The organism is Streptomyces sp. CWNU-52B, assembly GCF_047444975.1.
Lineage (GTDB): Bacteria > Actinomycetota > Actinomycetes > Streptomycetales > Streptomycetaceae > Streptomyces.
Map to the genome: position 1 here is coordinate 19,810 of NZ_JBLFJV010000025.1, position 25,094 is coordinate 44,903.

Below are 25,094 nucleotides of genomic sequence, written 5' to 3' on the forward strand. Positions count from 1 at the left end.
AGCGGACGGCGAGAGTCACGCGCCGCTAGCTCAGTTGGTTAGAGCAGCTGACTCTTAATCAGCGGGTCCGGGGTTCGAGTCCCTGGCGGCGCACAGAAGAGCACAGAAGAAAGGCCTCCGTGAGAACGGGGGCCTTTTGCCTTGCCCCCGTCGGCCAGGGGCCATCGCTACCTCGACAGCAGCTCCTCGCGCCCCCGCACCCGGTACCGCGCCACCAGCCCCGCCACGTCCGCACCGCTCAGCAGCCGGTACCCCGCCGTCTCCCCCGACTTCCCTGCCTCTCTCGCCTCTCCCGCCTCCCCCAACGGCCGCCACCACACCGGATCCGCGCACCGGAAGCCCTCCCGGCGCAGCCCCGCCCGGTGGATCTTGTTGGTGGCGGTGACCGGCATCCGGTCGAGGACCCGGACGAAACGGGGCGCCATCTTGGTGCCCAGGTCCGGCTGGGCGCGCAGGAAGGCCGCGAAGGCGAGCGGGTCGAAGGCGCCGGACGCGGTGGCGACGGCGGCCATGACCTGGTCGCCCGCCACCGGGTCCGGGACGGCGTACACGGCCACGGCGTCCGCGCCCTCGTAACGGGCGAGGATGTTCTCGATCACGGCGGCGGCCAGGTTCTCGCTGTCGACGCGGAGCCGGTCGTCGGTACGGCCCGCGAAGTAGAGGAACCCGTCGGCATCCCGGTAGAAGAGGTCACCGGTCCAGTACCAGCTCGCGCCACCGCCGCCACCGCCGCCGGAGCCGGGAGCCCCTCGCCCTCCTCCCCCTCCCGCTCCCCCTCCCGCTCCCGCTCCCGCTCGCCGTCGCCGTGCCTCCTCCGCCGCCGGGTTGCGCCAGTACCCCTCGAAGGGGTTGGGCCCGCGGTTCACCAACTCACCTATGGCGTCCCGCCCGTTGAGCAACAGGCCGTCGGGGCCGAAAACCGCGGCGGGGCACTCGGCCAGGCTCACCGGGTCGACCACCGCGAGGTCGTCGCCGGGCGCCGCCCGCCCGATCGCGCCCCTCGGTGTCCCGGGCCTCCACTGGATCGCCGCCCCGCCCTCCGAGGATCCGTACCCCTCCACCAGGCGCACCCCGAACCGCGCCTCGAAGGCCGCCGCGTCCACCGCGCCCGCCTCCGTCCCGAAGCCCGTGCGCAGCGGGTTGTCGCGGTCGTCGGCGCGAGCCGGGGTCTGGAGGATGTACTGGACGGCACGCCCCACGTAGGTGAAGTACGTGGCGCCGTACGCCCGTACGTCCGGCAGGAAGCCCGAGGCGGAGAAGCGCCGCCGCAGCGCGACGCCCGCCCCGGCCGCGAGGGCGGGTGCCCAGTCGGCGATCACCGCGTTGCCGTGGAACATCGGCATGCAGATGTAGTGCACGTCGTCCGCGCGCACCCCGAACTGGCCGACCAGGGATTGGCCGGCCGCCGCGAGCCGCCCCTGCGTACAGATCGCCGCCTTGGGCGCCCCGGTCGAACCGGAGGTGAAGTACAGGAGGAAGCGGCTGTCCGGGGCGGCCCTCCCGGGCTCGGGGCGCGCGTCCGCGTACGGCGCGAGCAACTCCTCGTACGCCGGGGTGTCGCTCACCAGCACGCGTACGCCGGGCAGTTCGAGCCCGTCGAGGAGGGGCAGGTGGGTCCGCTCGGTGACCAGGACCCGGCATTCGGTGTGCAGGATGTCGCGGGCGAGCTCGGGGCCGCGGCGGGTGGGGTTGATCCCGGCGACGGCCGCGCCCGCGAGGGCCGCGGCGCTCAGCCACAGGGGGAACTCGGGGGTGTTGTCGAGCAGCACCCCCACGTGCGGCTGGGCGCCCGGCGGCAGCAGGTCGGCGAACAGCGCGGCCCGTGCCGCCGCGCCCGCGGCCACCTGGTGATGTGTCAGGGACCGTTCCTCGCACCACAGCCCCGGCCGGTGGTCGCCCCACCGCTCCCGGACGAGTTCGGCGACGGTACGCCGGTCGGTCCCCGCGCTCCTGGCTCCCATGGGGGCGCACCATAATTGACGGAGCGTCAGATGTGGAGACCGGTCGCCGCGCCGGAAGGAGAGGGGCGGGTCAGGGCACCTTGTCGTACGGCCTGTCGTCGACCGAAGGGGGCTCGTCGACCCGCTTGACGGAGGATTCCGCGCCGAAGTTCTCGGCGTACGCGAACCCGAAGCCGACGCAGGACACCAGGATCGCCCCGAGGAACACCCGGGTCGACCTGCTCCGCCTCTTCGCCTTCACCGTCTCGCCCTCGGCCCGGTCCACCGCGTCCCCCGCTGTTCGATACAGCTCCACGCACGCCGCCATGGTCATGCCGACGTGCGTGGAACCTACCCGTGGGGGGTGGCGGAAACCCTCAGAAGGTGACGTCGGAGCACGCGTAGAACGCGTTCCCCGTGTCGGCGATCGTCCACACCGCGAGGATGACGTGGTGGCCGCTCTTGCCGGACGGCAGGGTGCCGCTGTGCGAGAGCGTCGCCGGGGGCTGTCCGCTGTAGGGAACGGTCAGGAACGGTGCCGTGTCCAGCGCGGACCGGCTCAGTGCGGCGTTCTGGTTCCAGCCGTTCTTGGTGATGTAGTACTTGAAGTCGGTCGTGGAGTGCCGGGCCGTGAACTGCCAGCGGAAGGTGTAGCTCTGCCCGCCGTTGACCTTGGTCGTCGGCCAGGCGCCGCCCGAGGGCGTCGTCGCCTTGTCGAGCGCGCCGAAGTTGGTGTGGTTCGCGGAACAGATCTGACCGTCCGCGGGCCCGGCCGCCGGGAACCCCTTGGGGCCCTCGACGCTCTGGGGTTCCCACTGGATGTCACCGCAGTTGGCCACGGTGCCGTTCTGGCAGACCTTCTGCCGGCTGACGGGGAGATCGGTGTAGCCGTGGCCGGTGGCCCCGCCGCTGGAGAGCACGAAGGCTCCCGTGGTGACGAGTCCGACCGCCGCGGCGTACCACTTCAGCCGCTTGCGGGGTGGGGAGGTTTCCGGGGAGTTCTCTCGCATGCTGCCGCTCCTGAGAACGTGGGGGAAGTTCCGTGAGCCGTGCGCGCGCATCGCGATGCGTGAAGCGTGAAGCGTGAAGCGATGATTCAGGTCTAGACCAAGTACCAGATTATTACCAAGACTTGGATGTGTCCATATCAAGTCCGCCCGGGTCCATGCCGATCGTGGAGACGATCCGGTGACATCGGTCCCGCGACTTCTCCACGAGCTGCCCGTTCGGGTCGTCGTTGGTCGCGACCCAGTCCCGCGCCTGCGCCTCGTCCCGGCCGCCCGCCAACTGCCGCTCCACCAGCCTCTCCTGCCGCACGTCCCCGGGCGCCGCCACGTACCAGCACTCCCCCATGAGCACGTACGCGTCCCGCCAGCCCGGCAGATCGCAGGCGAGGTAGTTCCCCTCGGTGACCACGAGCCGGGCCGCCGGGGGCACCAGGTGCCGTGCGGCGACGGGCTCGTGCAGCGTGCGGTCGTAGTCCGGTACGTAGATGTCGCGGGCGGTCTCGTCGAGGACCCGGCGCAGCAGCTCGACGTACCCCCACACGTCGAAGCTCGGCTCGGAGCCCTTGCGGGCGGTCAGACCGAGGCGTGCCAGCTGGGCGTTGGAGAGGTGGAAGCCGTCGAGCGGCAGATAGGCGGCGCCCTCGCCGAGGTGCGCGACCAGGGCGCGGGCGAGGGTCGACTTGCCCGCTCCGGGCGGTCCCGCCAGGCCCAGTACGGCGCGCGGTGTTCCGTCGGTCAGGCTCCAGGCGTCCGAGGCGAGGTCGGACAGCGCGGGCGGGTCTTCGGCGGGGGTGCGGCGGTCAGCGATCTCCATGCCCCGTATAGAACGCCACCGTCAGGTCCTTCACCAGAGCCTTGCGCTCGTAGTCGTCGAGCTCGACGAGACCGCGCACGGTCAGCCGGGTCACCGTGTCCTCCACGGAGTCGACGACCGAGGTGAGGACCCGGTCGCGGTGCCGGGCGTCCAGCGCCGCCATCCGACGGCGCTGCATGACCGCGGCGATCTCCGGGGCGTACTCCACCCCGAGCGGCTGCGCCGAGTACACCTGCAGGCCGACAGCCGCGGCCTCCGCCGCCACCAGCCGGGTCAGCGAGTCGCTCACGGCCTCCGTGTTGCGCAGGGTCGCCGCCTCCGCCGCCCCCTGCCCGTTCGGTGAGTGCGGTGAGTTCGGTGAGTTCGGTGAGACGTCCGCCGGAAGCTGGGCGAGCACCCGGGCGAGCGCCGCCTCCACGCACTCGCGCAGGTACAGCTCGTGGTCCTCGACGCCGAGCGCGGCGCGGGCCGTGTCGCGCACCCGCCACACGACGAGCACGACGACCCGCAGCGCGACCCCGTTCGCGTCGACCGCGGGCATCGGATCGCTCCGCCAGTGCCGCAGCCGTACGTCGATCCGGCGGCGCAGCACCAGCGGGTTGACCCACATGAGCCCGGTGCGCCGGACCGTGCCCCGGTAGCGGCCGAAGAGGCCGAGCACCCAGGCGCGCCCGGTGCGGCCGCGCGCCAGCCCGCCGAACCCGAACAGGCCGAGCGCCCCCGACCCCGCGAGCGCCGCCCACTGCGGTGCGCCGAGCCCGGCGCCGGGGTGCGCCGGCAGGCCCAGCGCGTCGACGGCGAGCGGTGGCAGGGCGCCCGCCCACCACGACGCCAGGACGCACCCGCTCGCGCCGACGGCACCGGCCAGTACTCCGGCCAGGCCTGGCAGCACCCGTGCGGGGCGTTCCACCAGGTCGGGGTCGACCTCCGGAGCGGGCCTCGGCCGCAGCGGGGCCGGCGGGCGCCGGGCGATCCGCGGCTGCTCTCCGGTACCGCGCCGACGGCTCACGACGGCGGGTGCGAGCGCCACCGACATCGGCTCGGGCTCGTCACGGAACAGCAGGTGGACGGGGATCTCGGTGGTCGCCTCGGTACGGATGACCCGCGCCCCGCGGCCCCCGCCGTCCCGGCCCCCGCTGTCCCGAACTCCGCTGTCCCGACCGCCCTTTTCACGGCCGCCGCTGTCCCGGCCGCCGTTGTCCCGGCCGTCGCTTTCGCGGCCGCCCCTGTCCTTGCCGCCGCCCCTCGTCTCTCGGCCGCCCGTGTCGCGTGCCTCCCCCTCGGGGGTCCCCTCGGACTCCGGGGTGTGTGAAGTGGTCGTCGTGCTCATGCGTGCCTCCGTGCCTCCGGGTCTCCGCGCCGGGAAGAACCGCCGTACGCGAACTGCCATCTGAGAACCGCCGGGACCGCCGGGTGAGTGGTGCGGTCCGGAGCCCGTCAGGAGAATCAGGAGAAGAGGCGTCGCCAGGTCTCCGGTCCCGGGTAGCCGTCCGCCGCCCCGCCCCGCCACCCCTGCGCGCGCTGGAACGCCTCGACGTTGCGCCGGTCGGCCTCTCCCCAGCGCGGTCCCGGACCCTGTGTGTAGTGCGTGCCGAACCCCTTCTCCACCAGTTGCTCCCCGAGCCGGGTGACATGGGCGTTGACCGCGCCTGGCCGGAACAGCGCCCGCCCGGGGTACCCGGCGACGCCGTGCGAGGCGACGCCTCCGGCCGGGGGCCGCACGGACGTACCCGCCGCGCCGGCGCTCGCGGCCCGCACGTCACGGCCCTTCCCGTTCACCAGGTACGACCAGGTGGCCGGCCCCGGCAGCCCGTCGGCGTCCGCCCCGGTCCAGCCCTGCGCCTGCTGGAACGCCCGGGTGGCCCGCCGGTCCGCCTCCGTCCAGCGCGGCCCGGGACCCGAGGTGTAGAAGGCGCCCGCGCCCCGTGCGACGAGCATCCGCCCCAGCCGGGTGACGTGGTCGTTGTTCGCGCCGGGCCCGAAGGAGCCCGCACCGGGAAAGGCGTTCTGGGCCGGCGAGGTGACGGGCGTTCCGCTGCCCGTGCCGCCTTTCCCCGGCTCCGACGTGACGCCCCTGTAGCGGTATGCGAGATAGCGGTCGGAATTACTCCAGTAGGCGTAAGGAGTGGCCACCCTGCGGGCGTGCGGGCGGGTCTGTTCGTACGCGATGTAATGGCTCCGGGTGGAATCCGTCCAGCCGCCGAACAGTACGACGTGCGACCCTTTCTCGGGGTCGGCCGGATTGTGGAAGAGCAGCATGTCCCCGGGCTGGAGATCCGCCTTGGCGATCCTGACCCCGTACTGGTCGAGGCTGCCCGTCCATTCGTTGCCGCCGAGGTTCCAGGCCATCGAGACGAAGCCCGAGCAGTCCTGGCGGTATCCGTCCGACCAGTACGCGCCCATGTTGTAGGGCACCTCCGCGGCGACCCACTCCTTGGCCCGGTCGATGATCGCGGACCGGGTCGTCGTGGGCGCCTCGGCCTTGGCCGGCACCCCGCCCGGCCCGTGCAGCGGCGTCAGACCGCCCTGCGGGGTGCCCGGTTCGTCGATGGCGGGCCCGTCGCCCGCGGGAGTTCCGGGCCGCTGCGGGGCGTGCGCGGCGGCCACGGCCGGTACCGCGCCCACCGTTCCCACCGCGCCGAGCGCCGTGCCCGTGGCCGCCGCGAGGACGAGCGCCATGGGGGTCCCGCCGGTCCGGCCGAGCCCGGGAACCGGGGAGCCCGCCGCCGGGTGCCCGCCGAATCCGCCGGCGGCGGAATGCGGCAGCACGCGCCGCCAGTGCGTACATCCAGGGCAGTCGCAGTCGCTCTCGGGGGCGAATTCCTCGAATACCGGAGCCGTCATGTGATTCCCCTCAAGTTCCCGAAATTCCCGCAGCGCCGTTCCGCGCCTCTGCACATTCGTCAGCTTCTCAACTTCTTCCGGGTGTCGCATGTTGACGGTCCGAATGATGTACCCGGCCCGGTGTCCTCCGGGAGGTGAGCTGTCATCAGGCCGAATGAGAGGTGAACCGAAGATCCTGCCCAGAAGAACAATCACACCTGAGGCCGGTTTCGGGCGGCGGCGGCACAACTCATGTGACGGCGGAGAGATCTTCACAGCCGAAACGTGTCCGTCACGCCGAGGAGCCGCCCGCAATGCCGAGCCCACCGCCCGAGAGCCACACCTTTGACACCGCCGGCGCCGGTACCTCCGCCGCCACCCCTGCCCCCGCCCTGCGGCTCGACATCCAGGGGCTGCGCGCGGTGGCCGTCGGCCTGGTGGTGCTCTCCCACGCGGGCGTGTCCCAGGCCGCCGGCGGCTACATAGGCGTCGACGTCTTCTTCGTGATCTCCGGCTTCCTCATCACCTCGCTGCTGCTGCGCGAACTCACCACCACCGGACGGGTGTCGGTCCGTTCCTTCTACGCCCGCCGGGCGCTGCGGCTGCTGCCCGTGTCGTCCCTGGTCATCGCCTGCACGCTGGGTGGTGCCTGGCTGTTCCTGTCGAAGGCGCGGCTCGCCGAGTACGCGGGCGACGCCCTCGCCGGCGCGCTGTACGCGGTCAACTTCCGGCTGGCGGCGGCCGGCACGGACTATCTCGCCCAGAACAGCCCGCCGTCGCCGTTCCAGCACTTCTGGTCGCTCGCCGTGGAGGAGCAGTTCTACCTGGTGTGGCCGCCGCTCCTGCTGCTGACCTGGCGGATCGCCCGCGGCCGGCGCCGGCTGGTCGCGGTGCCGCTCGCGGTGCTGTGCGTGGGCTCGTTCACGGCGGGGATCTTCCTGACGAACTCCTCGGCGCCCTGGGCGTACTTCGGCTCCCTCACCCGGGCCTGGGAACTGGGCGTCGGCGCGCTCCTGGCCCTGGCCGCCGTCCGGCTGACGCGGCTGCCCGCGGCCCTCGCCGCCCCGCTGACCTGGCTCGGCCTGGCCTGCGTCGCCCTGTCTGCGGTCTGGTACGACGACGAGACACCCTTCCCCGGTCACCACGCCCTGCTGCCGGTCGCCGGAACCGTGCTCGTCCTGGCCGGCGGCTGCACCCCCACCCCGTACGGCGCGGGCCGGCTGCTGGGGTGGCGCCCCCTGGTGTGGCTCGGCGGACTCTCGTACGGCTGGTACCTGTGGCACTGGCCGCTGCTCGTCATAGCCCCGGCGGCGCTGGGCCGCCCCGACGGCACGGCCGGTGTGCCGCTCGCCCTCGGGCTGTCCGCGGCCGCGCTGGGCCTGGCCTGGCTGACCCTGCGCCTCGTCGAGAACCCGGTCCGCTTCCACCGGGCCTTCCGCGGACGCCCCCGCCGCGCCCTGGTCCTCGGGGCCGCACTGTCGGCCGCCGCCTCCGCGCTCTCCCTGACCGCGACGGCGGTCCCGCCGACGATCGAGGTGGGCGCCCCCGCGCCCGCGCTGGCGCGGACCCTGTCCGACGCGCCGGACCCGCGGGCACGTCTCGCCGGACTCCTGGCCTCGTCCCCCACCGCCCTGCCGAGCAACCTCGCCCCGCCCCTGCCGAAGGTGAAGTCCACCCTCTCCGCGGTCTACCGGGACGGCTGCCACGTCGACTACGCCGCCACCACCGCCCGGCCCTGTGTATACGGCGACCGCACCTCCTCCCGTACGGTCGTCCTCTTCGGCGACTCCCACGCCGCCCAGTGGTTCCCGGCCCTGCGACGGCTCGCGGCCACCCGCGGCTGGCGGCTCGTGTCGATGACGAAGGCCTCCTGCAAGGTCGCCGACGTGACCACCGTCAGGAGCCACCAGGCGTACGCCGCCTGCGACTCCTGGCGCGCCGACGCCGTGGCGAGGATCAAGGAGCTGCGCCCCGACCTGGTCGTCGTCTCCTCCTCGGACGCCGGGGACCCGCTCCGCCCCGCCGCCGACCTCCTCCGCCAGTGGACAGCCGGCTACGAGAGCACCTTCCGCGCCCTGCGTGCCTCGGGCGCCCGGGTCGCCGCCCTGGTCGACACCCCGTGGCCCAAGGGCGACCCGGTCGACTGCGCCGCCGACAACTCCCTGCAACTGCGCGCCTGCGCCGATCACTTGCCGGACGCCGTGCGCGACGCGACCCGCGGTGCCGCGCTGCGCGCCGCCGCGTCCACGACGGCCGTCACCGCCGTCGACCCCACCCCCTGGCTCTGCGCGCCCCGCACCGGCGTCTGCCCCGTCGTCGTCGCCGACACCGCCGTCTACCGCGACGACAGCCACCTCTCGGAGGCGTACGCCGAGGCGCTCGCCCCGGTCCTGGCGCCCTCCCTCGACCGTCTCGTCGGTACGCCCTGACACCGCGGGCCCGCCCGGCCCCCGCTACCCTCTCGCCATGGCGCGCGACCTCCAGGAGCAGATCAAGAAGCTGATCATCGACCGTCGGCTGCCCTCGGGCGCCGTGCTGCCGACCGAGCCCGACCTCATGGAGCTGCTCGGTGCCAGCCGCAACTCCGTGCGCGAGGCCCTCAAAGCCCTCCAGGCGATGGGCATCGTCGAGATCCGGCACGGCTTCGGCACGTACGTCGGGCCGATGTCCATGGCGCCGATGATCGAGGGCCTGGCCTTCCGCACGGTCGCCGGGCACTACCGGGGCGAGGACAGCCTCCTGCAACTGCTGCAACTGCGCGAGGCGGTGGAGACCGGCCTGGTCTCCCAGGTCGCGGGCCGCGTCCCGGCCGCCGACCTGGCCGCGCTCGACGCGCTGGTCGACCGGATGGACGCCGAGGCCGCCGCCGGCACGGTTCTCACCGAGACCGACCGCACCTTTCACGCCACCCTCTACCGGGGCCTGGGCAACCTGCTGCTGAGCGAGCTCCTGGAGGCGTTCTGGGACGCCTTCCACCGCGTACGCACGGATCTCGTGGAGCTTCCGCAGGATCCGGCGGTCACCTGCCGGCAGCACCGGCAGATCCTCGACGCGGTGCGCTCGGGCGACGCCGTCAGGGCCGAGGCCGCGACAAGAGAACACTTCGGCCACATCCGTACACGGTTGACCGCAACGGTACCGAACGAGACCGCACGCACCTCAATAGGCGCGTATGACCGGTAAACACCGCGTTTCGCGTCTTGCGATCATGATGAACGGCGTAGAACCCTGGGCAACAAGAGGCTGCGGTTACAGAGCAGCCGGGGGCCGGATCCGCCAGGACCCGGGAACGGTTGCGTCCGAAGACGGGGATGGGGCCCCGTTCGTGAACGGATGTCGAGGGGGGCATCATGCAACCGGAAGGCCGCTCCGCCATGTCTATAGGGTATGTGGATGATGTGGTGACGGGGGCTGCTGTTGATACGCCTGTGAATGTCTAGGGGGACATGCGCGGGCGAACGGAACAACGAGCACGCGGCGACTCGCGTGTGGGGGGATGACTCATGACGTCGACGCCGACGGGCGCCCGGCAGAACTCCGACCCGTCCGAGACCACCCAGCTCAGGGTGCCGTCACAGACCCGAACCGGTACCTTCCGGAGAATAAAGAAGAACCTACCGAGATACGACTACGAGCACTACAGCCGTCTCGCAGGTCCTCTTACTCAGCCGGACCCGAACAAACCGTACAAGGTGCAGTACCGCACGCTGCTCTCGCAGGAGCCGCACCGGCTGCGGGCCGCCCTCATGCTGGGCGCCGCGCCGCTGCTGTCGCTGGTGCTCCTGGCCTGGCTGCTGCAGCCCACGCACTGGACCGAGCGGGACTACCCCGCCTACGACTTCCTGCCGGCGCTCGACATGGTCATGCTGGTCTCGATCGGTCTGATCGAGCTGTTCCGCTGCATGAACGTGCTGTCGAACGCGCACGCCACGCTGGTCGCCCGCGACCCGATCCCGGTGGTGCCCGAGACCGGCACGAGAGTGGCCTTCCTCACCTCCTTCGTGCCCGGCAAGGAGCCGTTGGAGATGGTGACGAAGACCCTGGAGGCCGCGGTGCGGATCCGGCACCGCGGTCTCATGCACGTCTGGCTCCTCGACGAGGGCGACGACCCGGCGGTGAAGGCCGTCTGCGAGCGTCTGGGCGTGCACCACTTCTCCCGCAAGGGCGTCGAGAAGTGGAACCAGAAGAAGGGCCCGCACCGCGCCAAGACCAAGCACGGTAACTACAACGCCTGGCTGGACGCGCACGGCGACCACTACGACTTCTTCGCCTCCGTCGACACCGACCACGTCCCGCTGCCGAACTACCTGGAGCGGATGCTGGGCTTCTTCCGCGACCCGAACATCGGCTTCGTGATCGGCCCGCAGGTCTACGGGAACTACGACAACCCGATCACCAAGGCCGCCGAGTCGCAGCAGTTCCTCTTCCACGCGCTGATCCAGCGCGCGGGCAACGCCTACGGCTCCCCGATGTTCGTCGGCACCTCCAACGCCGTCCGCATCAAGGCGCTGAAGCAGATCGGCGGCCTGTACGACTCGATCACCGAGGACATGGCGACCGGCTTCGAGATCCACCGCCACACGAACCCGGCGACGGGCAAGAAGTGGCGCTCGGTCTACACCCCGGACGTCCTGGCGGTCGGCGAGGGGCCCAACGCCTGGACGGACTTCTTCACCCAGCAGATGCGCTGGTCACGAGGTACGTACGAGACGATCCTCAAGCAGTACTGGAAGGGCCTCTACTCGCTGCCGCCGAGCAAGTTCTTCAACTACACCATGATGATCATCTTCTACCCGATGTCGGCCCTCAACTGGATCCTGGCGGCGCTGAGCTGCGCCCTGTTCCTGGGTCTGGGCGCCTCGGGTGTGAACATCGACCCGGCGATCTGGCTGATGCTCTACGGCAACGCGTCCGCGCTGCAGATCGGCCTGTACGTCTGGAACCGCCGCCACAACGTCTCGCCGCACGAGCCCGAGGGCTCCGGCGGAGTGGCCGGCATGATCATGTCCGCGCTCTCCGCGCCGCTGTACGCGAAGGCACTGATCGACGCGGTGCTGCGGCGCAAGAGCAAGTTCGTGGTCACGCCGAAGGGCGACTCCGCCAGCCCGGACACCTGGTTCGGGACGTTCAGGTACCACTGGTACTTCATCGCGATCTTCATCGGCTCGATCACCGCCGGTTTCGTCTACGGGCACTCCCACCCGGCGATGATCATCTGGGCGACGTTCGCGCTGCTCATCACCGCCTCGCCGATGTTCGCGTGGCGCTGGATGATGCGGCAGGACAAGAAGGGGCGCAAGCACCGCCAGGGCCGTCAGAACGGCCCGGGCGGGAGTGGAGGCGGGGGCGGCCGGGACGCCGCCACGGAGTTCCCGACCGCCGTGCAGGACAGCCGGATCCCCCACCAGCCCCAGCACCAGCCTCATCCGGCCCAGCAGCCCCACCAGTCCCAGCAGCCTCTTCAGCCACGTCAGTCCCCGTCCGCTCCGCACGCGCCCCAGCACAAGCCGAGCTGGGCGGCCGGCGGCGGGAACGACCAGACGGTACAGATCTCCCTCGGGGGCTCTCTCGGGGGCCGGGGTCATTCGTCCGGGGAGTGACGAGGCCCGCGGCCGGCTCCGCCGCGGGCCTCGGCCCCGGGGCTCCCGCGGGTTCCTCGCGCCGTGCACACGCGCACGCCCCGCACTCTCCGCTCGCCGTGCACGCCCTATATGAACGCAGCCGAATCAGACGGGATTTGAAGTGAAAGACGGTTCCAGCCGCCGCCGTGCCCGCCGCATCGCGATAGGTGCGGCGGTGGTGCTTGCGCTGGCCGGGATGAACGGGCCCGCGCTCTACCGCTTCGGGTCGGAGCAGTACCACGACTACAAGATCAACAGACCTGAGTACAAGGCCGAGAACGGCAAGTGGGACGTCGTCGAGTTCCCCGAGGAGTACCGGCTCAACACCATTCACGCCGCGCTCCTGCACACCGGCAAGATCCTGCTGATCGCCGGCTCGGGCAACAACCAGGACAACTTCGACGCGAAGAAGTTCGACACCCGCGTCTGGGACCCGGTCAAGAAGACGATCAAGAAGGTCCCGACGCCGGCCGACCTGTTCTGCACCGGCCACACCCAGCTGGCCAACGGAAACCTGCTGATCGCGGGCGGCACCAAGCGCTACGAGAAGCTCAAGGGCGACATCACCAAGGCCGGCGGCCTGATGGTCGTCCACAACGAGAACCCGGACAAGCCGATCACCCTGCCCGCGGGCACCCGCTTCACGGGCAAGGAGGGCGGCAAGACGTTCGTGTCGAAGGACCCGGTCGTCGTCGAGCGGGCCAAGAAGATCTTCGACCCGGCCACCGGCGCGTTCCTGCGCAACGAACCGGGCCTGGGCCGCATCTACGTCGAGGCGCAGAAGAGCGGCGCCAAGTACGAGACGGGCACCCAGGACAACTACCGCGTGCAGGGCCTGTCGGGCACCGACGCCCGCAACACGTACGGCATCGCGGAGAAGCTCGCCCTCGACAAGAAGGACTTCCAGGGCATCAAGGACGCCTACGAGTTCGACCCGGTCGCCGAGAAGTACATCAAGGTCGACCCGATGAACGAGGCGCGCTGGTACCCGACCCTCACCACCCTGTCCGACGGCAAGATCCTCAGCCTCTCCGGCCTGGACGAGATCGGCCAGCTGGTCCCGGGCAAGAACGAGGTGTACGACCCCAAGACCAAGAAGTGGACGTACACCAAGGGGATCAGGCAGTTCCCGACCTACCCCGCGATATCCCTGATGCAGAACGGCAAGCTGTTCTACTCGGGCGCGAACGCCGGTTACGGGCCCGACGACGTCGGCCGCGACCCGGGCATCTGGGACCTGGAGACGAACAAGTTCAAGAAGCTCAAGGGCCTGTCCGACCCGAAGCTCCTGGAGACCGCGGGCACGGTGCTGCTGCCGCCCGCGCAGGACGAGAAGTACATGGTGATCGGCGGCGGCGGGGTCGGCGAGTCCAAGGAGTCCAGCAAGAAGACCCGCATCATCGACCTGCTCGACGACAACCCGGAGTTCGTCGACGGCCCCGAGCTGGAGAAGGGCACCCGCTACCCGCAGTACTCGATCCTGCCCGACGACGACGTGCTCGTGTCCGGCGGCTCCGAGGACTACCGCGGCCGCGGTGACTCCAACATCCTGCAGGCCCGGATGTACGACTCGAAGACCGACGAGTTCAAGCGGGTCGCCGACCCGCTGGTGGGGCGCAACTACCACTCGGGCTCGATCCTGCTGCCCGACGGCCGCGTGATGTTCTTCGGCTCGGACTCGCTCTACGCCGACAAGGCCAACACCAAGCCGGGCAAGTTCGAGCAGCGGGTGGAGATCTACACGCCGCCGTACCTGTACCAGGGTGCGCGGCCCACGCTCTCCGGCGGTCCGAAGACCGTCGAGCGCGGCGGGTCGGCGACCTTCACGTCGCAGCACGCCTCGTCGATCAAGTCGGCCCGGCTGATCAGGCCCAGCGCGTCGACGCACGTCACCGACGTCGACCAGCGGTCGATCGCGCTGGACTTCGAGAAGACGAAGGACGGCATCGAGGTCACCGTCCCGAAGAGCCGCAACCTCGTCGAGTCCGGCTGGTACATGCTCTTCGTGACGGACGACCAGGGCACCCCGAGCAAGGCCCAGTGGGTGAGGATCCCCTGACAGAGGGGGCCGGGTACGCGCCGCCTACTTGCTGGCCTTCGCCAGTTTCAGCGCGTACTCCGGCCACCACTGGCCCGCCTTCGGCCCGTCCTTGCAGGTGCCGTCGGACTCGCCGGGCCGCTTGACCCACAGATAGGCGTCGACGAGGCCGTCCGCGGTCTTCGTGGTGGGCGGCTCGCCCAGCGCGCGCCCCGGAGGGTTGCACCAGTTCTCCGCCGGATCGCCCTCCGTGTACGGCCCGTTGCCGTTGCGGCTGGTGTCGATCACGAACGGCTTGGCGCCGACCTTCGCCGACAGCTCCTTGCCGTACTTCGTGCTGTCGGCCGTCGTATAGAAGTTGGACACGTTGACCGCGAAGCCGTCGGCGTTCTCCACGCCTGCCAGCTTCAGCGGCTCGAAGATCGCATCGGGCTTGCCCCAGCCCGCGTTGCCCGCGTCCAGGTAGACCTTCGTGTTCTTCAGCGACTTGAACTTCTCCACCGCGCCCCGCAGGAGGTCGTACCGCTCCTCGTGGAACTCGTCCGGGGTGCAGCCGTCCACCATGTGCAGCACGGCGTCCGGCTCCAGGATCACGGTGGCCGCGCGGTCCCCGATGCCGCCGGCGACCTGGTCGATGAAGGCCCGGTACGCGTTGCCGTCCGCCGCGCCGCCGCCGGAGAACTGGCCGCAGTCGCGGTGCGGGATGTTGTAGACGACGAGCAGCGCGTCCCGGTCGGCCTTGGCGGCGGCCTCGGTGAAGCCGCGCGCCTCCTGCTCCGCGTTCTCCGGAGTGAGCCACTGGCCGGTGGGCTGCTCGGCGATCGTGCGGATCAGTTCGGCGTCCTCGTCCTTGCCGTCCTTCACATAGGTGGCGACCTGTTCGGCCGCGTTCCCGTCCGGGTTGACCCAGAACGGGTCCTTGTCCTTGGGCTGTTGGCTCACCTCGGCGCCCGACGTGTCCTTGTCGCCGCCGCCGTCGTCACCCGAGGACGAACACCCCGCGAGCAGCAGCACAGCTCCGGCCACCGCCACGGACGCCCATGCCCCGGCCCCCCTGCTCCCGTACATCAGAAACTCCCCCTCGGGTGCACCGTCCGAAGGGCCAATCCTGACATACGTGTCGGTCCGCCCACGAGCGCAGTCACACCTTGTCGGCCAGCTGTTACAGCGCCTCGCGACCGAACGGGCGTCCGGCACGCGGGCCGCTCCCGGACTCACCCCGCGCGACCGGCCGGCGGACGCCCGAAAGCGCTCCCGTGCCGTGCCCGACCCGCCCCGATGCCGCTGCGGCGCCGCGACCAGCTGCACGGATGACTCAGCGCCACCGCGGCGGGACTTGGCGTCATTCAGCCCCTAGGCCGGAACGCTCATACGTTCTAAAGTCGTCTCAGGCGACCCCGGCCCCCGGTTGTCGGGACCCGTCCTCTCGCGTCGGGCGTTCGCCGCGGTATCCGCTCGGACGGACACCGGCCCGGACGGGCCCCCGAACCTCCTGTGCCGTCGCCGGGTTACTCCCGCAACCCGTGCGCGCACGGTCGAGGACCAGCCCGGTCGGCGGCTCCCGGGGGAGCGGGTCGTCGACCGGGCAAGGTGCCGCGGCGGACCGCCGCACAGGGAACCGCGCCCTCAGCCGTCCTCGACCTGCGAGGTCTTGCCGCTGAGGTACGCGGAGACGACCACGTTCGCCGTGTAGGCGCCGCTGTCCCGGTCGAAGGAGCCGCCGCAGGTGATCAGTCGCAGCTCGGCCCGCCCGGACTGCCGTGTCCCGTACACCTTCTCGGCGTCGAAGCGGTCGCCGGCGAAGACCTGTACGTCCTCGACGGTGAACTCGGCGACCTTCCCGTCGTCCCGGACCACCCGGACCGTCGCACCCGGCCGCACCTCGCTGAGGTGGTAGAAGACCGCGGGCCGCGTCTCGGTGTCCACGTGCCCGACGAACAGCGCGGTCCCGTGCGCACCGGGCCCCACACCGCTCCCGTACCAGCCCACGGTTCCCGGCTGCCCGTACGGCGGCGGATCGATCGCCCCGCGCCGATCGAGGCCCCGGGCCACCACGGGCGCCGCCACGCCCAGCGCGGGGATCTCCACACGCTGGGGCCGCGCGTCCGCCAACGGCCTCAGCGCGGGCGGCAGCCGGACACCGAGCGGCCGTCCGACCGCCGCCACGTCGCCCGTGGTCGGCGAGGAGATGCCCTGCCGTACGTCGGTGACCTCTCGGCCCCACATCCACAGCCCGAGCAGCAGCAGCGCCCAGGCCACACCCATCAGGAGCCGCCCACCGCCCATGTCTTCCCGGTGCGCGCGTGGTTCGCGTGGTTCGCGTGGTTCGCGTGGCGACATGGCCGCTCAGTCCGTTCGGCGGCGGCCCCGCCGGGCGCTGCTCACGGCCACGGCGACGGCGGCGACCGAGGCAAGGACGAGCCCGACGACCGCGTGCCGGGTGCCGGGCCCCTCCGACCGCGTCTCGGCGTCGGCGAGGCGGGCGGTACCGCCACCGCCGGCGTGGACGGGGGCGACGGGGGAGGCGGGCGCGGCGGGAGAGGCGGACTCGGCGGGGGTGGACTTGGCAGGGGTGGCGGCCGCGTCCTCGTCCTGCCGCTGCTTCTGCTGATCGCGCCGCTTCTGCGCCTGCTGCTCCTGCCGCCTCTTCTCCTTCTCCCGCTGCGCCCTCTCCCTCGCCTGCTTCTCCTGCTTCTCCCGCTTCTCCCGCTGCTTCCTGTCCACGACGGTGACGGTGCCCTTGACCTTGTCCTCGAAGCCGTCGCAGGTGACCTTCACGTCGTACGTACCGGGGTCGAGCGTCGAGCGGACACGGGTCTCACCGGTGAGGGTCCCGGGCTTCCCGGTGAGCTGCGCGTCGGCGACGAACGCCTCGGACGCGGCGGTGCCCGACATCCCGGAACAGCCCCGGACCCGCAGTTGGACGTCGCTGCCGGGAACCGGGGCCGGAGTCACCCGGATGCCTCCGTCGGCCGCGTACGCGGCGGGGGTGAGTACGGCGGCAGCCACCACCCCGGAACAGAGTGTGAGTCGCAGTGAACCCATCGTGAACCTCCAGATATCTGGAGCGTCCTCCCCGGGGCACCCGGACGCATCCGGGGAGGGGACCCACTGCGCTGTACGGGTGACTCAGATTCGCTCGACGAGGTCCGCGATGGAGTCGACGATCGTGGACGGGCGGTACGGGTACTTCTCGATCTCCGCGGCCGTGGTGAGCCCGGTGAGGACGAGGAAGGTCTCCATGCCCGCCTCCAGGCCGGCCAGGACGTCCGTGTCCATGCGGTCACCGATCATCGCGCTGGTCTCGGAGTGCGCGCCGATGGTGTTGAGCCCCGTACGCATCATGAGCGGGTTCGGCTTGCCCGCGAAGTAGGGCTTCTTGCCGGTCGCCTTGGTGATGAGCGCGGCGACGGCGCCGGTGGCGGGCAGCGCGCCCTCGGCGGACGGGCCGGTCTCGTCGGGGTTCGTGGCGATGAAACGGGCGCCGTCGTTGATCAGCCGCACCGCCTTGGTCATGGCCTCGAAGGAGTACGTACGGGTCTCGCCGAGGACCACGTAGTCGGGGGCGTGGTCGGTCAGCACGTACCCGATGTCGTGCAGCGCGGTGGTCAGACCCGCCTCCCCGATCACGTACGCGGAGCCCTCGGGACGCTGGTCCTCCAGGAACTGGGCGGTGGCCAGGGCGGACGTCCAGATGTTCTCGACGGGCACGTCCAGGCCCATCCGGCGCAGGCGGGCGTGCAGATCGCGGGCCGTGTAGATGGAGTTGTTGGTGAGGACCAGGAAGGGCTTCCCCGACTCCCTGAGCTTCCTTATGAACGCGTCGGCGCCGGGGATCGGCACGCCTTCGTGGATGAGCACCCCGTCCATGTCCGTGAGCCACGATTCGATGGGCTTGCGCTCTGCCATGTGCCGTCTCCTGCCGTACGCGTGCTGCGTGAGCCGTGCCGGGTGCCTGCGGGGTTCGCCGTGCGGGATGTGCCGTGCGGGATGTGCCATCGGGTGGCGGACGCCGTCACGGCGGTGTGCCGACGCCCCCCAGCCTAGCCATCCGCCGGATCTTGGCGGGCGCGGGCGGGAGAGGAGGCGAGGGGCCCCCGCGTGAGGGCCCGCCCGCGCGTTCAGCGTCTGCGGCGGGCCACGATCAGCACGGTGGCCCCGGTCCCCAGGAGAAGCAGCGAACCGACCGCCGCGACGAGGACCCCGCGGGACGAGGACGACCCCGTGCCGGCCATCTCCTCGGCGGACGGGGACGCGTCCGGTACGCCGTCGGGGGCGCCCGTACGGTCCCGGTCACCCGCGTCGCCGCGCGGCTCGCCCGTCCCCCGCCGCTCGGCGCCCCCCTCTTCGGTCTCCTTCTTCTTCTCGGCTTCCCTCTCCCCCCGCGACCGCTCTTCCTCCTGCTCCCCCTCCGCCTCCGCCTCCCCCTCCGCCTTCCGTCGGTTCTCCGCCTCGCCCCGGCCGGACGCCTCGTCCTCGTCGCCCGTGCCGTCTGCACCGACGATGTGGAACCGGTAGTCGTTCGACTGGCCCACCCAGGCGCCGTCGTCCTCGTGCCGCTGCACGACCGCCGCGTTCGCGACGACGTCGTTCGCCGGCGCGTCCGAGGTGACCGCCAGCCGCACCTTGACGGAGAGGGTCTTGCCGGGCGCCACGGTGAACCCGGGGAAGCCGTCGAGCACGCCGATGTGCTCGTCCTCGTCGGTCCGCTCGAACGTCACGGGCCGGGGCCGCTCCCCGTCGTAGAACTCCAGGCGCGGCTGTTCCGGCTTGAGCAGCCGCTTCTCGTCCACGAGGACGACGACCGGGTGGATGCGCTCGCAGACGGCGTCGGTGGTGTTGGTGAGGTCGATGTACCAGGTCCGGTACCCGCCTCCGGCGTCATAGGCGTCGGGCCCGCCGTGGATCCGGGTACGGACGGGGAAGTCCCGCTTCCCGGAGGCGGCGCAGGTGGGCCGGTCGGGTTCGGCCCGACCGGCGTGCCGGACCGGCCCGGACCCGGAAAGGGCCTGCGCACCGACCGGTGCGGCAGACACGGAGATGAGGGCGGCTGCAGCGGTCACGGCGAGAGACAGGGGCTTGCTCAGTCGCATGGACACGGGAGCCTGCCACGGGGGTACGGCGTGTCGGCCCCGGCACGCTCAGGCGCGGCGGATCGGAGACCGATCGGGGGCGGCGCGAGGGCCGTTCGGACGCGGAAGTGCGTCCGGTCGGCGGAGCGCGCGAGGTGGGGAGGTGGGCGGGGGTGGGCGAGGGTGGGCGAGGTGGGCGGGATCTCAGCGTGCGGGGCCGCTGAGATCCGGCGAGCGGCGTCGGCGGGGTTCAGCGGGTGCGGCGAGGAGGGCGGGTGCTGCGGGGAGGGGAGGGCGGAGCGCTCAGCCCTGGGCCCGGCCGAACAGCGGGGCCAGCAGCAGTTGGGCCGCTCCCTCCGCCACCGCTCGCGCGCCGCCGGAGGCGATCCGCACGGGTACGGGGCTGCCCGCGCCCTCACGCCGGGCACGGGCGTCCAGGACGGCGCCGACGCCGCGTACGAAACGCTCGGGCTCCGCGGCGACCGTGCGGCCGCCGAGCAGGACGAGATCGATGTCGAGCAGCCCGACGAGGTTCGCGGCGCCTTCGCCGAGGACCCGGGCCGCCTCGTCGACGTCGCCCCGGGCCACCGCCGTGAGGCAGAGCGCCTCGACGCAGCCCCGGTTGCCGCACGAGCAGACCGGCCCGTCCAGCTGGATGACCTGGTGCCCGAACTCCCCCGCTCCGGTACGGGCCCCGCGGTGCACGGCTCCGCCCAGTACGAGCCCGGCCCCCAGCCCCGTACCGAGGTGCAGGTACGCGAAAGCTCCGGCCTCGCCCTCGACCGCGAGGCCGAGCGCCGCGGCGTTCGTGTCCTTGTCCAGCACCACGGGCGCGCCGAGCCGCCGCGCCAGGGCGTCCCGCAGCGGGAAGCCGTCCCACTCGGGGAACCCGGTCACCCGGTGCAGCACCCCGTGCGTGTGGTCGAGGGGCCCCGGCATGGCGACGCCGACCCCGAGGACGGGCTCCTCCACCAGCACCCGGACCTCGTCCACGACGGCCCCGAGGACGGCCTCCGAGCCCGCTCCCAGGTCGAGTGCGGCGCGCCGCTCCGCCACGACCGTGCCCGTGAGGTCGACCAGGACCGCCCACAGCTCGTCCCGGTCGACCTGGAGTCCCACCGCGTGCGCGGCCTCCGGCACCAGCCGCAGCGCGGTACGGGGCTTGCCTCCCGTGGAGGCCTGCCGTCCCGCCTCGGTGACCAGCCCGTCCTCCCGCAACCGTGCGGTGATCTTGCTGACGGCCTGCGGGGTGAGACCCGTGCGCTCGGCGAGTTCCAGGCGGCTCACCCCTGCCCGGCCGGCCCTCCGGAGCAGGTCGAGCAGCAGCGCCGCGTTGTGGCTGCGCAGGGCGAGCAGGTTCACCCCGCTCACGCCTCCGGCGCCGTCCGTGCTTCCGGTCCTGATCCCGACCACTCGGCGCCCTTCTCACTCGCGTGTGTCACCCGTGCCGCACTGTTCGCTTCCACACCCATTGTCCCCTTCGCTTGCACTTTGGCAACAGCGTTGTTTAAGTGGAGGGCATGACTGGCACAGGCTCTGACACCTCTCTCCGCGAAGGCCGCGCCCCCGAAGGCCCCTTCCGCGTGGGCCTCGTCGGCTTCGGCCTCGCGGGCTCCGTCTTCCACGCCCCGCTGATCACCGCCACCGAGGGCCTCGTCCTCGACACGGTCGTCACGGCGAACCCGGACCGGCAGCGGCAGGCGAGGGAGGAGTTCCCGGACGTACGGTTCGCGACAACCCCCGACGAGCTCTGGCAGCGCGCCGGCGAACTGGACCTGATCGTCATCGCGTCCCCGAACAAGACGCATGTCCCGATCGCCGAGGCCGCCCTGAAGGCAGGCCTGCCGGTCGTCGTCGACAAGCCGATCGCGGGCACGGCGGCGCAGGCCCGCGCGCTCGCCGCCCTCGCCGAGGAGCGCGGGCTGCTGCTCTCCGTCTTCCAGAACCGCCGCTGGGACAACGACTTCCTGACCCTCCGGAAGCTGATCGCGGAGGGCGGTCTCGGTGACGTCCAGCGCTTCGAGTCCCGTTTCGAGCGCTGGCGCCCCGAACTCAAGGGCGGCTGGCGCGAGTCCGGCGACCCCGCAGAGATCGGAGGTCTGCTGTACGACCTCGGCAGCCATGTCGTCGACCAGGCACTGGTCCTCTTCGGCCCGGCGGCCACGGTGTACGCGGAGTCGGACGTTCGCCGCTCCGGCGCCGAGGCGGACGACGACACGTTCATCGCGATCACGCACACGAACGGCGTCCGCTCCCACCTCTACGCCTCCGCGACGACGGCCCAGCTCGGCCCGCGGTTCCGCACGCTGGGTTCGAAGGCCGGCTACGTGAAGTACGGCCTCGACCCCCAGGAGGCCGCCCTGCGCGACGGCGCGCGCCCGGTCGCGGGCAGCGAGAAGGAGTGGGGCGTCGAGCCGGCGGAGCTGTGGGGCCGCGTCGGCTCCGGGGAGTCCCCGGCGACCGGCGGCGGCACCCCGGTCCCGACCGTGCCGGGCGCGTACCCCGCGTACTACGCGGCCGTCGCCGCCGCCCTGCGCGGCACCGGCGAGAACCCGGTCACCGCGCTCGACGCCGCTGCGGCCCTGGACGTGCTGGAGGCCGCGTACCGCTCGGCCCACGAGAAGGTGACGGTGACCCTGTGAGCACTCCCACCGCACCGACCGTCGCCGAACTGGAGGAGCAGGAGCGCCGTCTGACGCTGCTCCGCTTCACCCACGACGACGCGTGGACCCTCGGCTCGATCCTGGTGGAGCTGGCCCGCGAGAGCGCCGCGCCCGTCGCGATCGACATCCGCCGCGGAGGTCAACAGCTCTTCCACGCGGCGCTGCCCGGCTCGACCCCCGACAACGACGCGTGGATCGACCGCAAGCGCCGGGTCGTCGAACGCTACGCCGAGTCGTCCCTCCTGGTCGGCACCCGCTTCCGCGCCAAGGACACCACCTTCGAGGCCTCCTCCCGCCTGGACCCCGACACCTACGCGGCCCACGGCGGAGCCTTCCCCCTCACGGTCGAGGGAGCAGGAGTGATCGGCACGGTAGTGGTCTCGGGCCTCCCCCAACTGGAGGACCACGCACTGACGGTAAAGGCCCTGGAACACTTCAAACGCCGATAGCCGACAACACGGAACCCGGACAACCGAGAGGCACGGGGAACGGGGAACGGGGCAGTCTTTGGCTTTTTTTGGGGGCGCGGGGAACGGCGCAGTCCTTCGTCTTCAGGGGCGCGGGGAACTGCGCAATCCTTCGCCTTTCAGGGGCGCGGGGAACGGCGCAATCCTTCGCCTTCAGGGGCGCGGGGAACGGCGCGACCAGCCACACCCAACCCGCACCCGCCCACAGACTCGGCGTCGGCACCGCCAAAACCGCTCACGCCGACTTGAAGACCTGCCGCTGCCGCCCCAACCCCTCGACCTCCAGCTCCACGACATCCCCGGCCCTGAGGAACGGCTTCGGCTCGGGCATCCCCAGCGCGACCCCCGCCGGCGTACCGGTATTGATGACGTCTCCGGGATAGAGAGTCATGAACTGGCTGACGTACCGCACGACTTCAGCCACGGAGAAGATCTGGTCGGCCGTGCTGCCGTCCTGCCGTACCTCCCCGTTCACCCACAGTTTCAGCCCGAGCGCCTGCGGATCGGGCACCTCGTCCGCGGTCACCAGCCAAGGGCCCAGCGGATTGAACGTCTCGCAGTTCTTCCCCTTGTCCCAGGTCCCCCCACGCTCGATCTGGAACTCCCGCTCGGACACGTCGTGCGCCACCGCGTACCCGGCGACATGCGCGAGCGCCTCCTCCTGCGAACCGAGGTAGCGCGCCGTACGCCCGATGACGACCGCGAGTTCGACCTCCCAGTCGGTCTTCACCGAGCCACGGGGCACCAGCACGGTGTCGTGCGGCCCGACGACCGTGTCCGCGGCCTTGAAGAAGATCACCGGCTCGGCGGGCGGCTCGGCCCCGGTCTCCCTGGCGTGGTCGTGGTAGTTGAGGCCGATGCAGACGACCTTGCCGATCCGGGCGACGGGCGGTCCGACCCGCAGCCCGGCCGAGTCGAGCGCGGGCAGCTCCCCGGCGTCGGCGGCCGCACGGACCCGCCCGAGCGCCCCGTCGTCGGCGAGCAGCGCCCCGTCGATGTCCGGCACGACGTCCGACAGGTCCCGCAGGACCCCCTCGGCATCGAGCAGCGCGGGACGCTCGGCCCCTGCCGTACCGACTCGCAGCAGCTTCATCAGCAATCTCTCCCTTGATCGCGGGCGGCCCGACCGACGGGTGCAGCCATCGGAGGACTGGTCGATCCTCCAAGCTCGACGTCCACTCCGCAATACCCGGTTCACGTACTGGACCGTAACGACCGTGCGCCGCCACCCGGGCCACCCGGGCCCCCGGGCCCCACGGTCAGCCCTGCAGGGCGACAGCCGGCACCGCCCCCGGCATGTCCCGGTACAGCACGGCCCGCTCCACCGCGCTCCACGTCGTGCTGGTCACCACGTACAACGCGGCGGCCAGCGGCACGAACGCCACGCTGAGCAGCGTGAAGAAGGACATCAACGGCATGACCTTGGAGATCGCCCCGAGCCCCGGCACCTGCTGCTGCCCCTGCCCCTGCCCCTGCCCCTGCCCCTGCCCCTGAGCACCCTGGGCGCTCCCCGCCGCCCCGCTCGCCATCATCCGCTTCGTACGCCGGTAGTTGAAGGTGGCGACGACGGCGACGATCGCGAACAGCCCCAGGTACACCAGCCCCTGCGCCCCGAAGACCCCGCCGTCACCCAGCGCGTCCGCCCATCGGTCCCCCAGCGGCGCCGCGAACAGCTTGTGGGCCAGGAGTGCGTTCGCGTCGTCGCCGATCCTGGAGTTCGAGAACAGGTGGTAGAGGAGGAAGAAGGCCGGCAGCTGGAAGAGGCTGGGCAGGCACCCGGACAGCGGGGACACCTTCTCCGCGGCGTGCAGTTCCAGCACCGCCTTCTGCAGCTTCTCGGGGTTCTTCCCGTGTTTCTTGCGCAACTCGGCGAGCTGTGGCTGGAGCGCCGCCCGCGCCCGCTGCCCCCGCGCCGAGGCACGTGACAGGGGATGCACGAGGAGCCGTACGAACGCGGTGAACAGGACGATCGCGGCCGCCGTGGCCGAGGCGTGGAAGAGCGGTTCGAGGACATCTGCGAGCCCCTCCACGAGGCTCGCGAAAGCGGACATGAAGGAAGAAAAGGCGGACATGGGTGAGCCCTCCGTGGGTCTCGTCGTGCCGAGGAGATGGGACGTGACGTGCGTCGAGGTGAGACGTGACGTGCGTCGGCATGACGACCCGCGAGGGGCACTGCGAAAGGGCGGAGGATCTCCGGAGTCCTTGAGTCCCGGAACTCCCGAGTCCTGGAACTCCCGAGTCCTGGAATCCGGAGTCCTGAAACTCCCGGGTTTCCCTACGCGGCCGTCAGGAGGGAACGGCCGGGAGCCCTGGGACGCCTGCGCCCCCGGGCGTCGGGATCGCGCTGCGGCAGGAACGCCGTGCGCTGCTCACGGTCACGCATGGCCGTACGCACCCGGGTACGGGGCACGGTCGGCGCGAGCCGCGAGGAGATCAGGGAGCAGGCGGCGAGCGCGGACCCGGCCGCGGCGGTCGCCGCGAACGTGACGGCGACGGCTCCGGAGAGACTGCCCGTGTCGAGGAACGCCACCTGCAGCAGGAGGACGAGCAGCAGGACGGTCGGCTTCAGCTGCGCCCAGCTCCGTGACATGGACTGCTCTCCTTCCCTCTGCTCCGCCGATGTTCCATGGCCGGCCCACCGGATTCTTC

At 71.6% G+C, this 25,094-nt stretch carries 21 protein-coding genes and 1 tRNA gene; 7 read left to right on the forward strand and 15 right to left on the reverse strand.

The features are described from left to right. Nucleotides 1–19 precede the first annotated feature (19 nt). Nucleotides 20–93: transfer RNA gene (locus ACLVWQ_RS24170), tRNA-Lys, on the forward strand. A 74-nt stretch (nt 94–167) separates the two neighbouring features. Here the strand turns inward: ACLVWQ_RS24170 and ACLVWQ_RS24175 are convergent. The 6 genes from ACLVWQ_RS24175 to ACLVWQ_RS24200 form a co-directional block, all read right to left on the reverse strand. After that, a complete protein-coding gene (locus tag ACLVWQ_RS24175; protein WP_414111247.1) occupies nt 168–1,961 on the reverse strand; it encodes an AMP-binding protein in 1,794 nt (597 codons plus the stop codon). A gap of 70 nt (nt 1,962–2,031) precedes the next feature. Further along, complete coding sequence (locus tag ACLVWQ_RS24180) at nt 2,032–2,274, reverse strand: hypothetical protein (protein ID WP_414111248.1); 243 nt, start codon at nt 2,272–2,274, stop codon at nt 2,032–2,034. Between the two features lie 43 nt (nt 2,275–2,317). Further along, a complete protein-coding gene (locus ACLVWQ_RS24185; protein ID WP_414111249.1) occupies nt 2,318–2,950 on the reverse strand; it encodes a lytic polysaccharide monooxygenase in 633 nt (210 codons plus the stop codon). A 112-nt stretch (nt 2,951–3,062) separates the two neighbouring features. Next, a complete protein-coding gene (locus ACLVWQ_RS24190; RefSeq protein WP_414111250.1) occupies nt 3,063–3,761 on the reverse strand; it encodes a nucleoside/nucleotide kinase family protein in 699 nt (232 codons plus the stop codon). After that, nucleotides 3,748–5,091, reverse strand: coding sequence for an SPFH domain-containing protein (locus ACLVWQ_RS24195; protein WP_414111251.1), 1,344 nt, complete (start codon nt 5,089–5,091; stop codon nt 3,748–3,750). Before ACLVWQ_RS24195 ends, ACLVWQ_RS24190 begins: the two co-directional genes overlap by 14 nt. Nucleotides 5,092–5,207: 116 nt before the next feature. Further along, nucleotides 5,208–6,605 (reverse strand): peptidoglycan-binding protein, encoded by a 1,398-nt coding sequence (locus ACLVWQ_RS24200; RefSeq protein ID WP_414111252.1) that lies wholly within the window; start codon nt 6,603–6,605, stop codon nt 5,208–5,210. Nucleotides 6,606–6,898: 293 nt separating this feature from the next. Between ACLVWQ_RS24200 and ACLVWQ_RS24205 the strand changes: the two genes are divergently transcribed. The 4 genes from ACLVWQ_RS24205 to ACLVWQ_RS24220 all read left to right on the forward strand — a co-directional run bounded on the left by ACLVWQ_RS24205 (nt 6,899) and on the right by ACLVWQ_RS24220 (nt 14,264). Next, on the forward strand, nt 6,899–9,013 hold the full coding sequence (locus tag ACLVWQ_RS24205) for an acyltransferase family protein (protein ID WP_414111253.1): 2,115 nt from the start codon (nt 6,899–6,901) through the stop codon (nt 9,011–9,013). A gap of 37 nt (nt 9,014–9,050) precedes the next feature. Continuing rightward, nucleotides 9,051–9,767: a FadR/GntR family transcriptional regulator gene (locus ACLVWQ_RS24210; RefSeq protein WP_414111254.1), complete on the forward strand. Its 717-nt coding sequence runs from the start codon at nt 9,051–9,053 to the stop codon at nt 9,765–9,767. 320 nt (nt 9,768–10,087) lie between these two features. After that, the gene (locus ACLVWQ_RS24215; RefSeq protein WP_414111255.1) at nt 10,088–12,184 is read left to right on the forward strand and encodes a glycosyltransferase family 2 protein; all 2,097 of its coding nucleotides are present in this window, start codon (nt 10,088–10,090) and stop codon (nt 12,182–12,184) included. 142 nt (nt 12,185–12,326) lie between these two features. Continuing rightward, entirely contained in the window at nt 12,327–14,264 is a 1,938-nt protein-coding gene (locus ACLVWQ_RS24220; protein WP_414111256.1) for a galactose oxidase-like domain-containing protein, read from the forward strand. 24 nt (nt 14,265–14,288) lie between these two features. Here the strand turns inward: ACLVWQ_RS24220 and ACLVWQ_RS24225 are convergent, their stop codons facing one another. The 6 genes from ACLVWQ_RS24225 to ACLVWQ_RS24250 all read right to left on the reverse strand — a co-directional run bounded on the left by ACLVWQ_RS24225 (nt 14,289) and on the right by ACLVWQ_RS24250 (nt 20,686). Beyond that, nucleotides 14,289–15,311 carry a glycoside hydrolase family 6 protein gene (locus tag ACLVWQ_RS24225; protein WP_414111257.1) on the reverse strand — a complete coding sequence of 341 codons (1,023 nt, stop codon included), beginning with the start codon at nt 15,309–15,311 and terminating at the stop codon, nt 14,289–14,291. Between the two features lie 558 nt (nt 15,312–15,869). Then, complete coding sequence (locus tag ACLVWQ_RS24230) at nt 15,870–16,583, reverse strand: class F sortase (RefSeq protein ID WP_414111258.1); 714 nt, start codon at nt 16,581–16,583, stop codon at nt 15,870–15,872. 6 nt (nt 16,584–16,589) lie between these two features. Continuing rightward, complete coding sequence (locus tag ACLVWQ_RS24235) at nt 16,590–17,288, reverse strand: hypothetical protein (RefSeq protein ID WP_414111259.1); 699 nt, start codon at nt 17,286–17,288, stop codon at nt 16,590–16,592. An 84-nt stretch (nt 17,289–17,372) separates the two neighbouring features. Continuing rightward, the gene (locus tag ACLVWQ_RS24240; RefSeq protein ID WP_414111260.1) at nt 17,373–18,152 is read right to left on the reverse strand and encodes an HAD-IIA family hydrolase; all 780 of its coding nucleotides are present in this window, start codon (nt 18,150–18,152) and stop codon (nt 17,373–17,375) included. Between the two features lie 212 nt (nt 18,153–18,364). Further along, the gene (locus tag ACLVWQ_RS24245; RefSeq protein ID WP_414111261.1) at nt 18,365–19,336 is read right to left on the reverse strand and encodes a hypothetical protein; all 972 of its coding nucleotides are present in this window, start codon (nt 19,334–19,336) and stop codon (nt 18,365–18,367) included. A 282-nt stretch (nt 19,337–19,618) separates the two neighbouring features. Next, on the reverse strand, nt 19,619–20,686 hold the full coding sequence (locus ACLVWQ_RS24250; protein WP_414111262.1) for an ROK family transcriptional regulator: 1,068 nt from the start codon (nt 20,684–20,686) through the stop codon (nt 19,619–19,621). 149 nt (nt 20,687–20,835) lie between these two features. Here ACLVWQ_RS24250 and ACLVWQ_RS24255 point away from each other — a divergent pair, with 149 nt between their 5' ends. Beyond that, nucleotides 20,836–21,957 carry a Gfo/Idh/MocA family oxidoreductase gene (locus ACLVWQ_RS24255; RefSeq protein WP_414111263.1) on the forward strand — a complete coding sequence of 374 codons (1,122 nt, stop codon included), beginning with the start codon at nt 20,836–20,838 and terminating at the stop codon, nt 21,955–21,957. Next, nucleotides 21,954–22,427 (forward strand): heme-degrading domain-containing protein, encoded by a 474-nt coding sequence (locus ACLVWQ_RS24260; RefSeq protein ID WP_414111265.1) that lies wholly within the window; start codon nt 21,954–21,956, stop codon nt 22,425–22,427. Before ACLVWQ_RS24255 ends, ACLVWQ_RS24260 begins: the two co-directional genes overlap by 4 nt. Before the next feature lie 253 nt (nt 22,428–22,680). Here ACLVWQ_RS24260 and ACLVWQ_RS24265 read toward each other — a convergent pair whose 3' ends face one another. The 3 genes from ACLVWQ_RS24265 to ACLVWQ_RS24275 form a co-directional block, all read right to left on the reverse strand. Next, nucleotides 22,681–23,538, reverse strand: a complete 858-nt coding sequence (locus ACLVWQ_RS24265; protein ID WP_414111266.1) for a fumarylacetoacetate hydrolase family protein — start codon at nt 23,536–23,538, stop codon at nt 22,681–22,683. A gap of 166 nt (nt 23,539–23,704) precedes the next feature. Continuing rightward, nucleotides 23,705–24,496 (reverse strand): YidC/Oxa1 family membrane protein insertase, encoded by a 792-nt coding sequence (locus ACLVWQ_RS24270; RefSeq protein WP_414111267.1) that lies wholly within the window; start codon nt 24,494–24,496, stop codon nt 23,705–23,707. Nucleotides 24,497–24,720: 224 nt separating this feature from the next. Further along, nucleotides 24,721–25,035, reverse strand: coding sequence for a DUF6412 domain-containing protein (locus tag ACLVWQ_RS24275; protein ID WP_414111268.1), 315 nt, complete (start codon nt 25,033–25,035; stop codon nt 24,721–24,723). Nucleotides 25,036–25,094 lie beyond the last annotated feature (59 nt).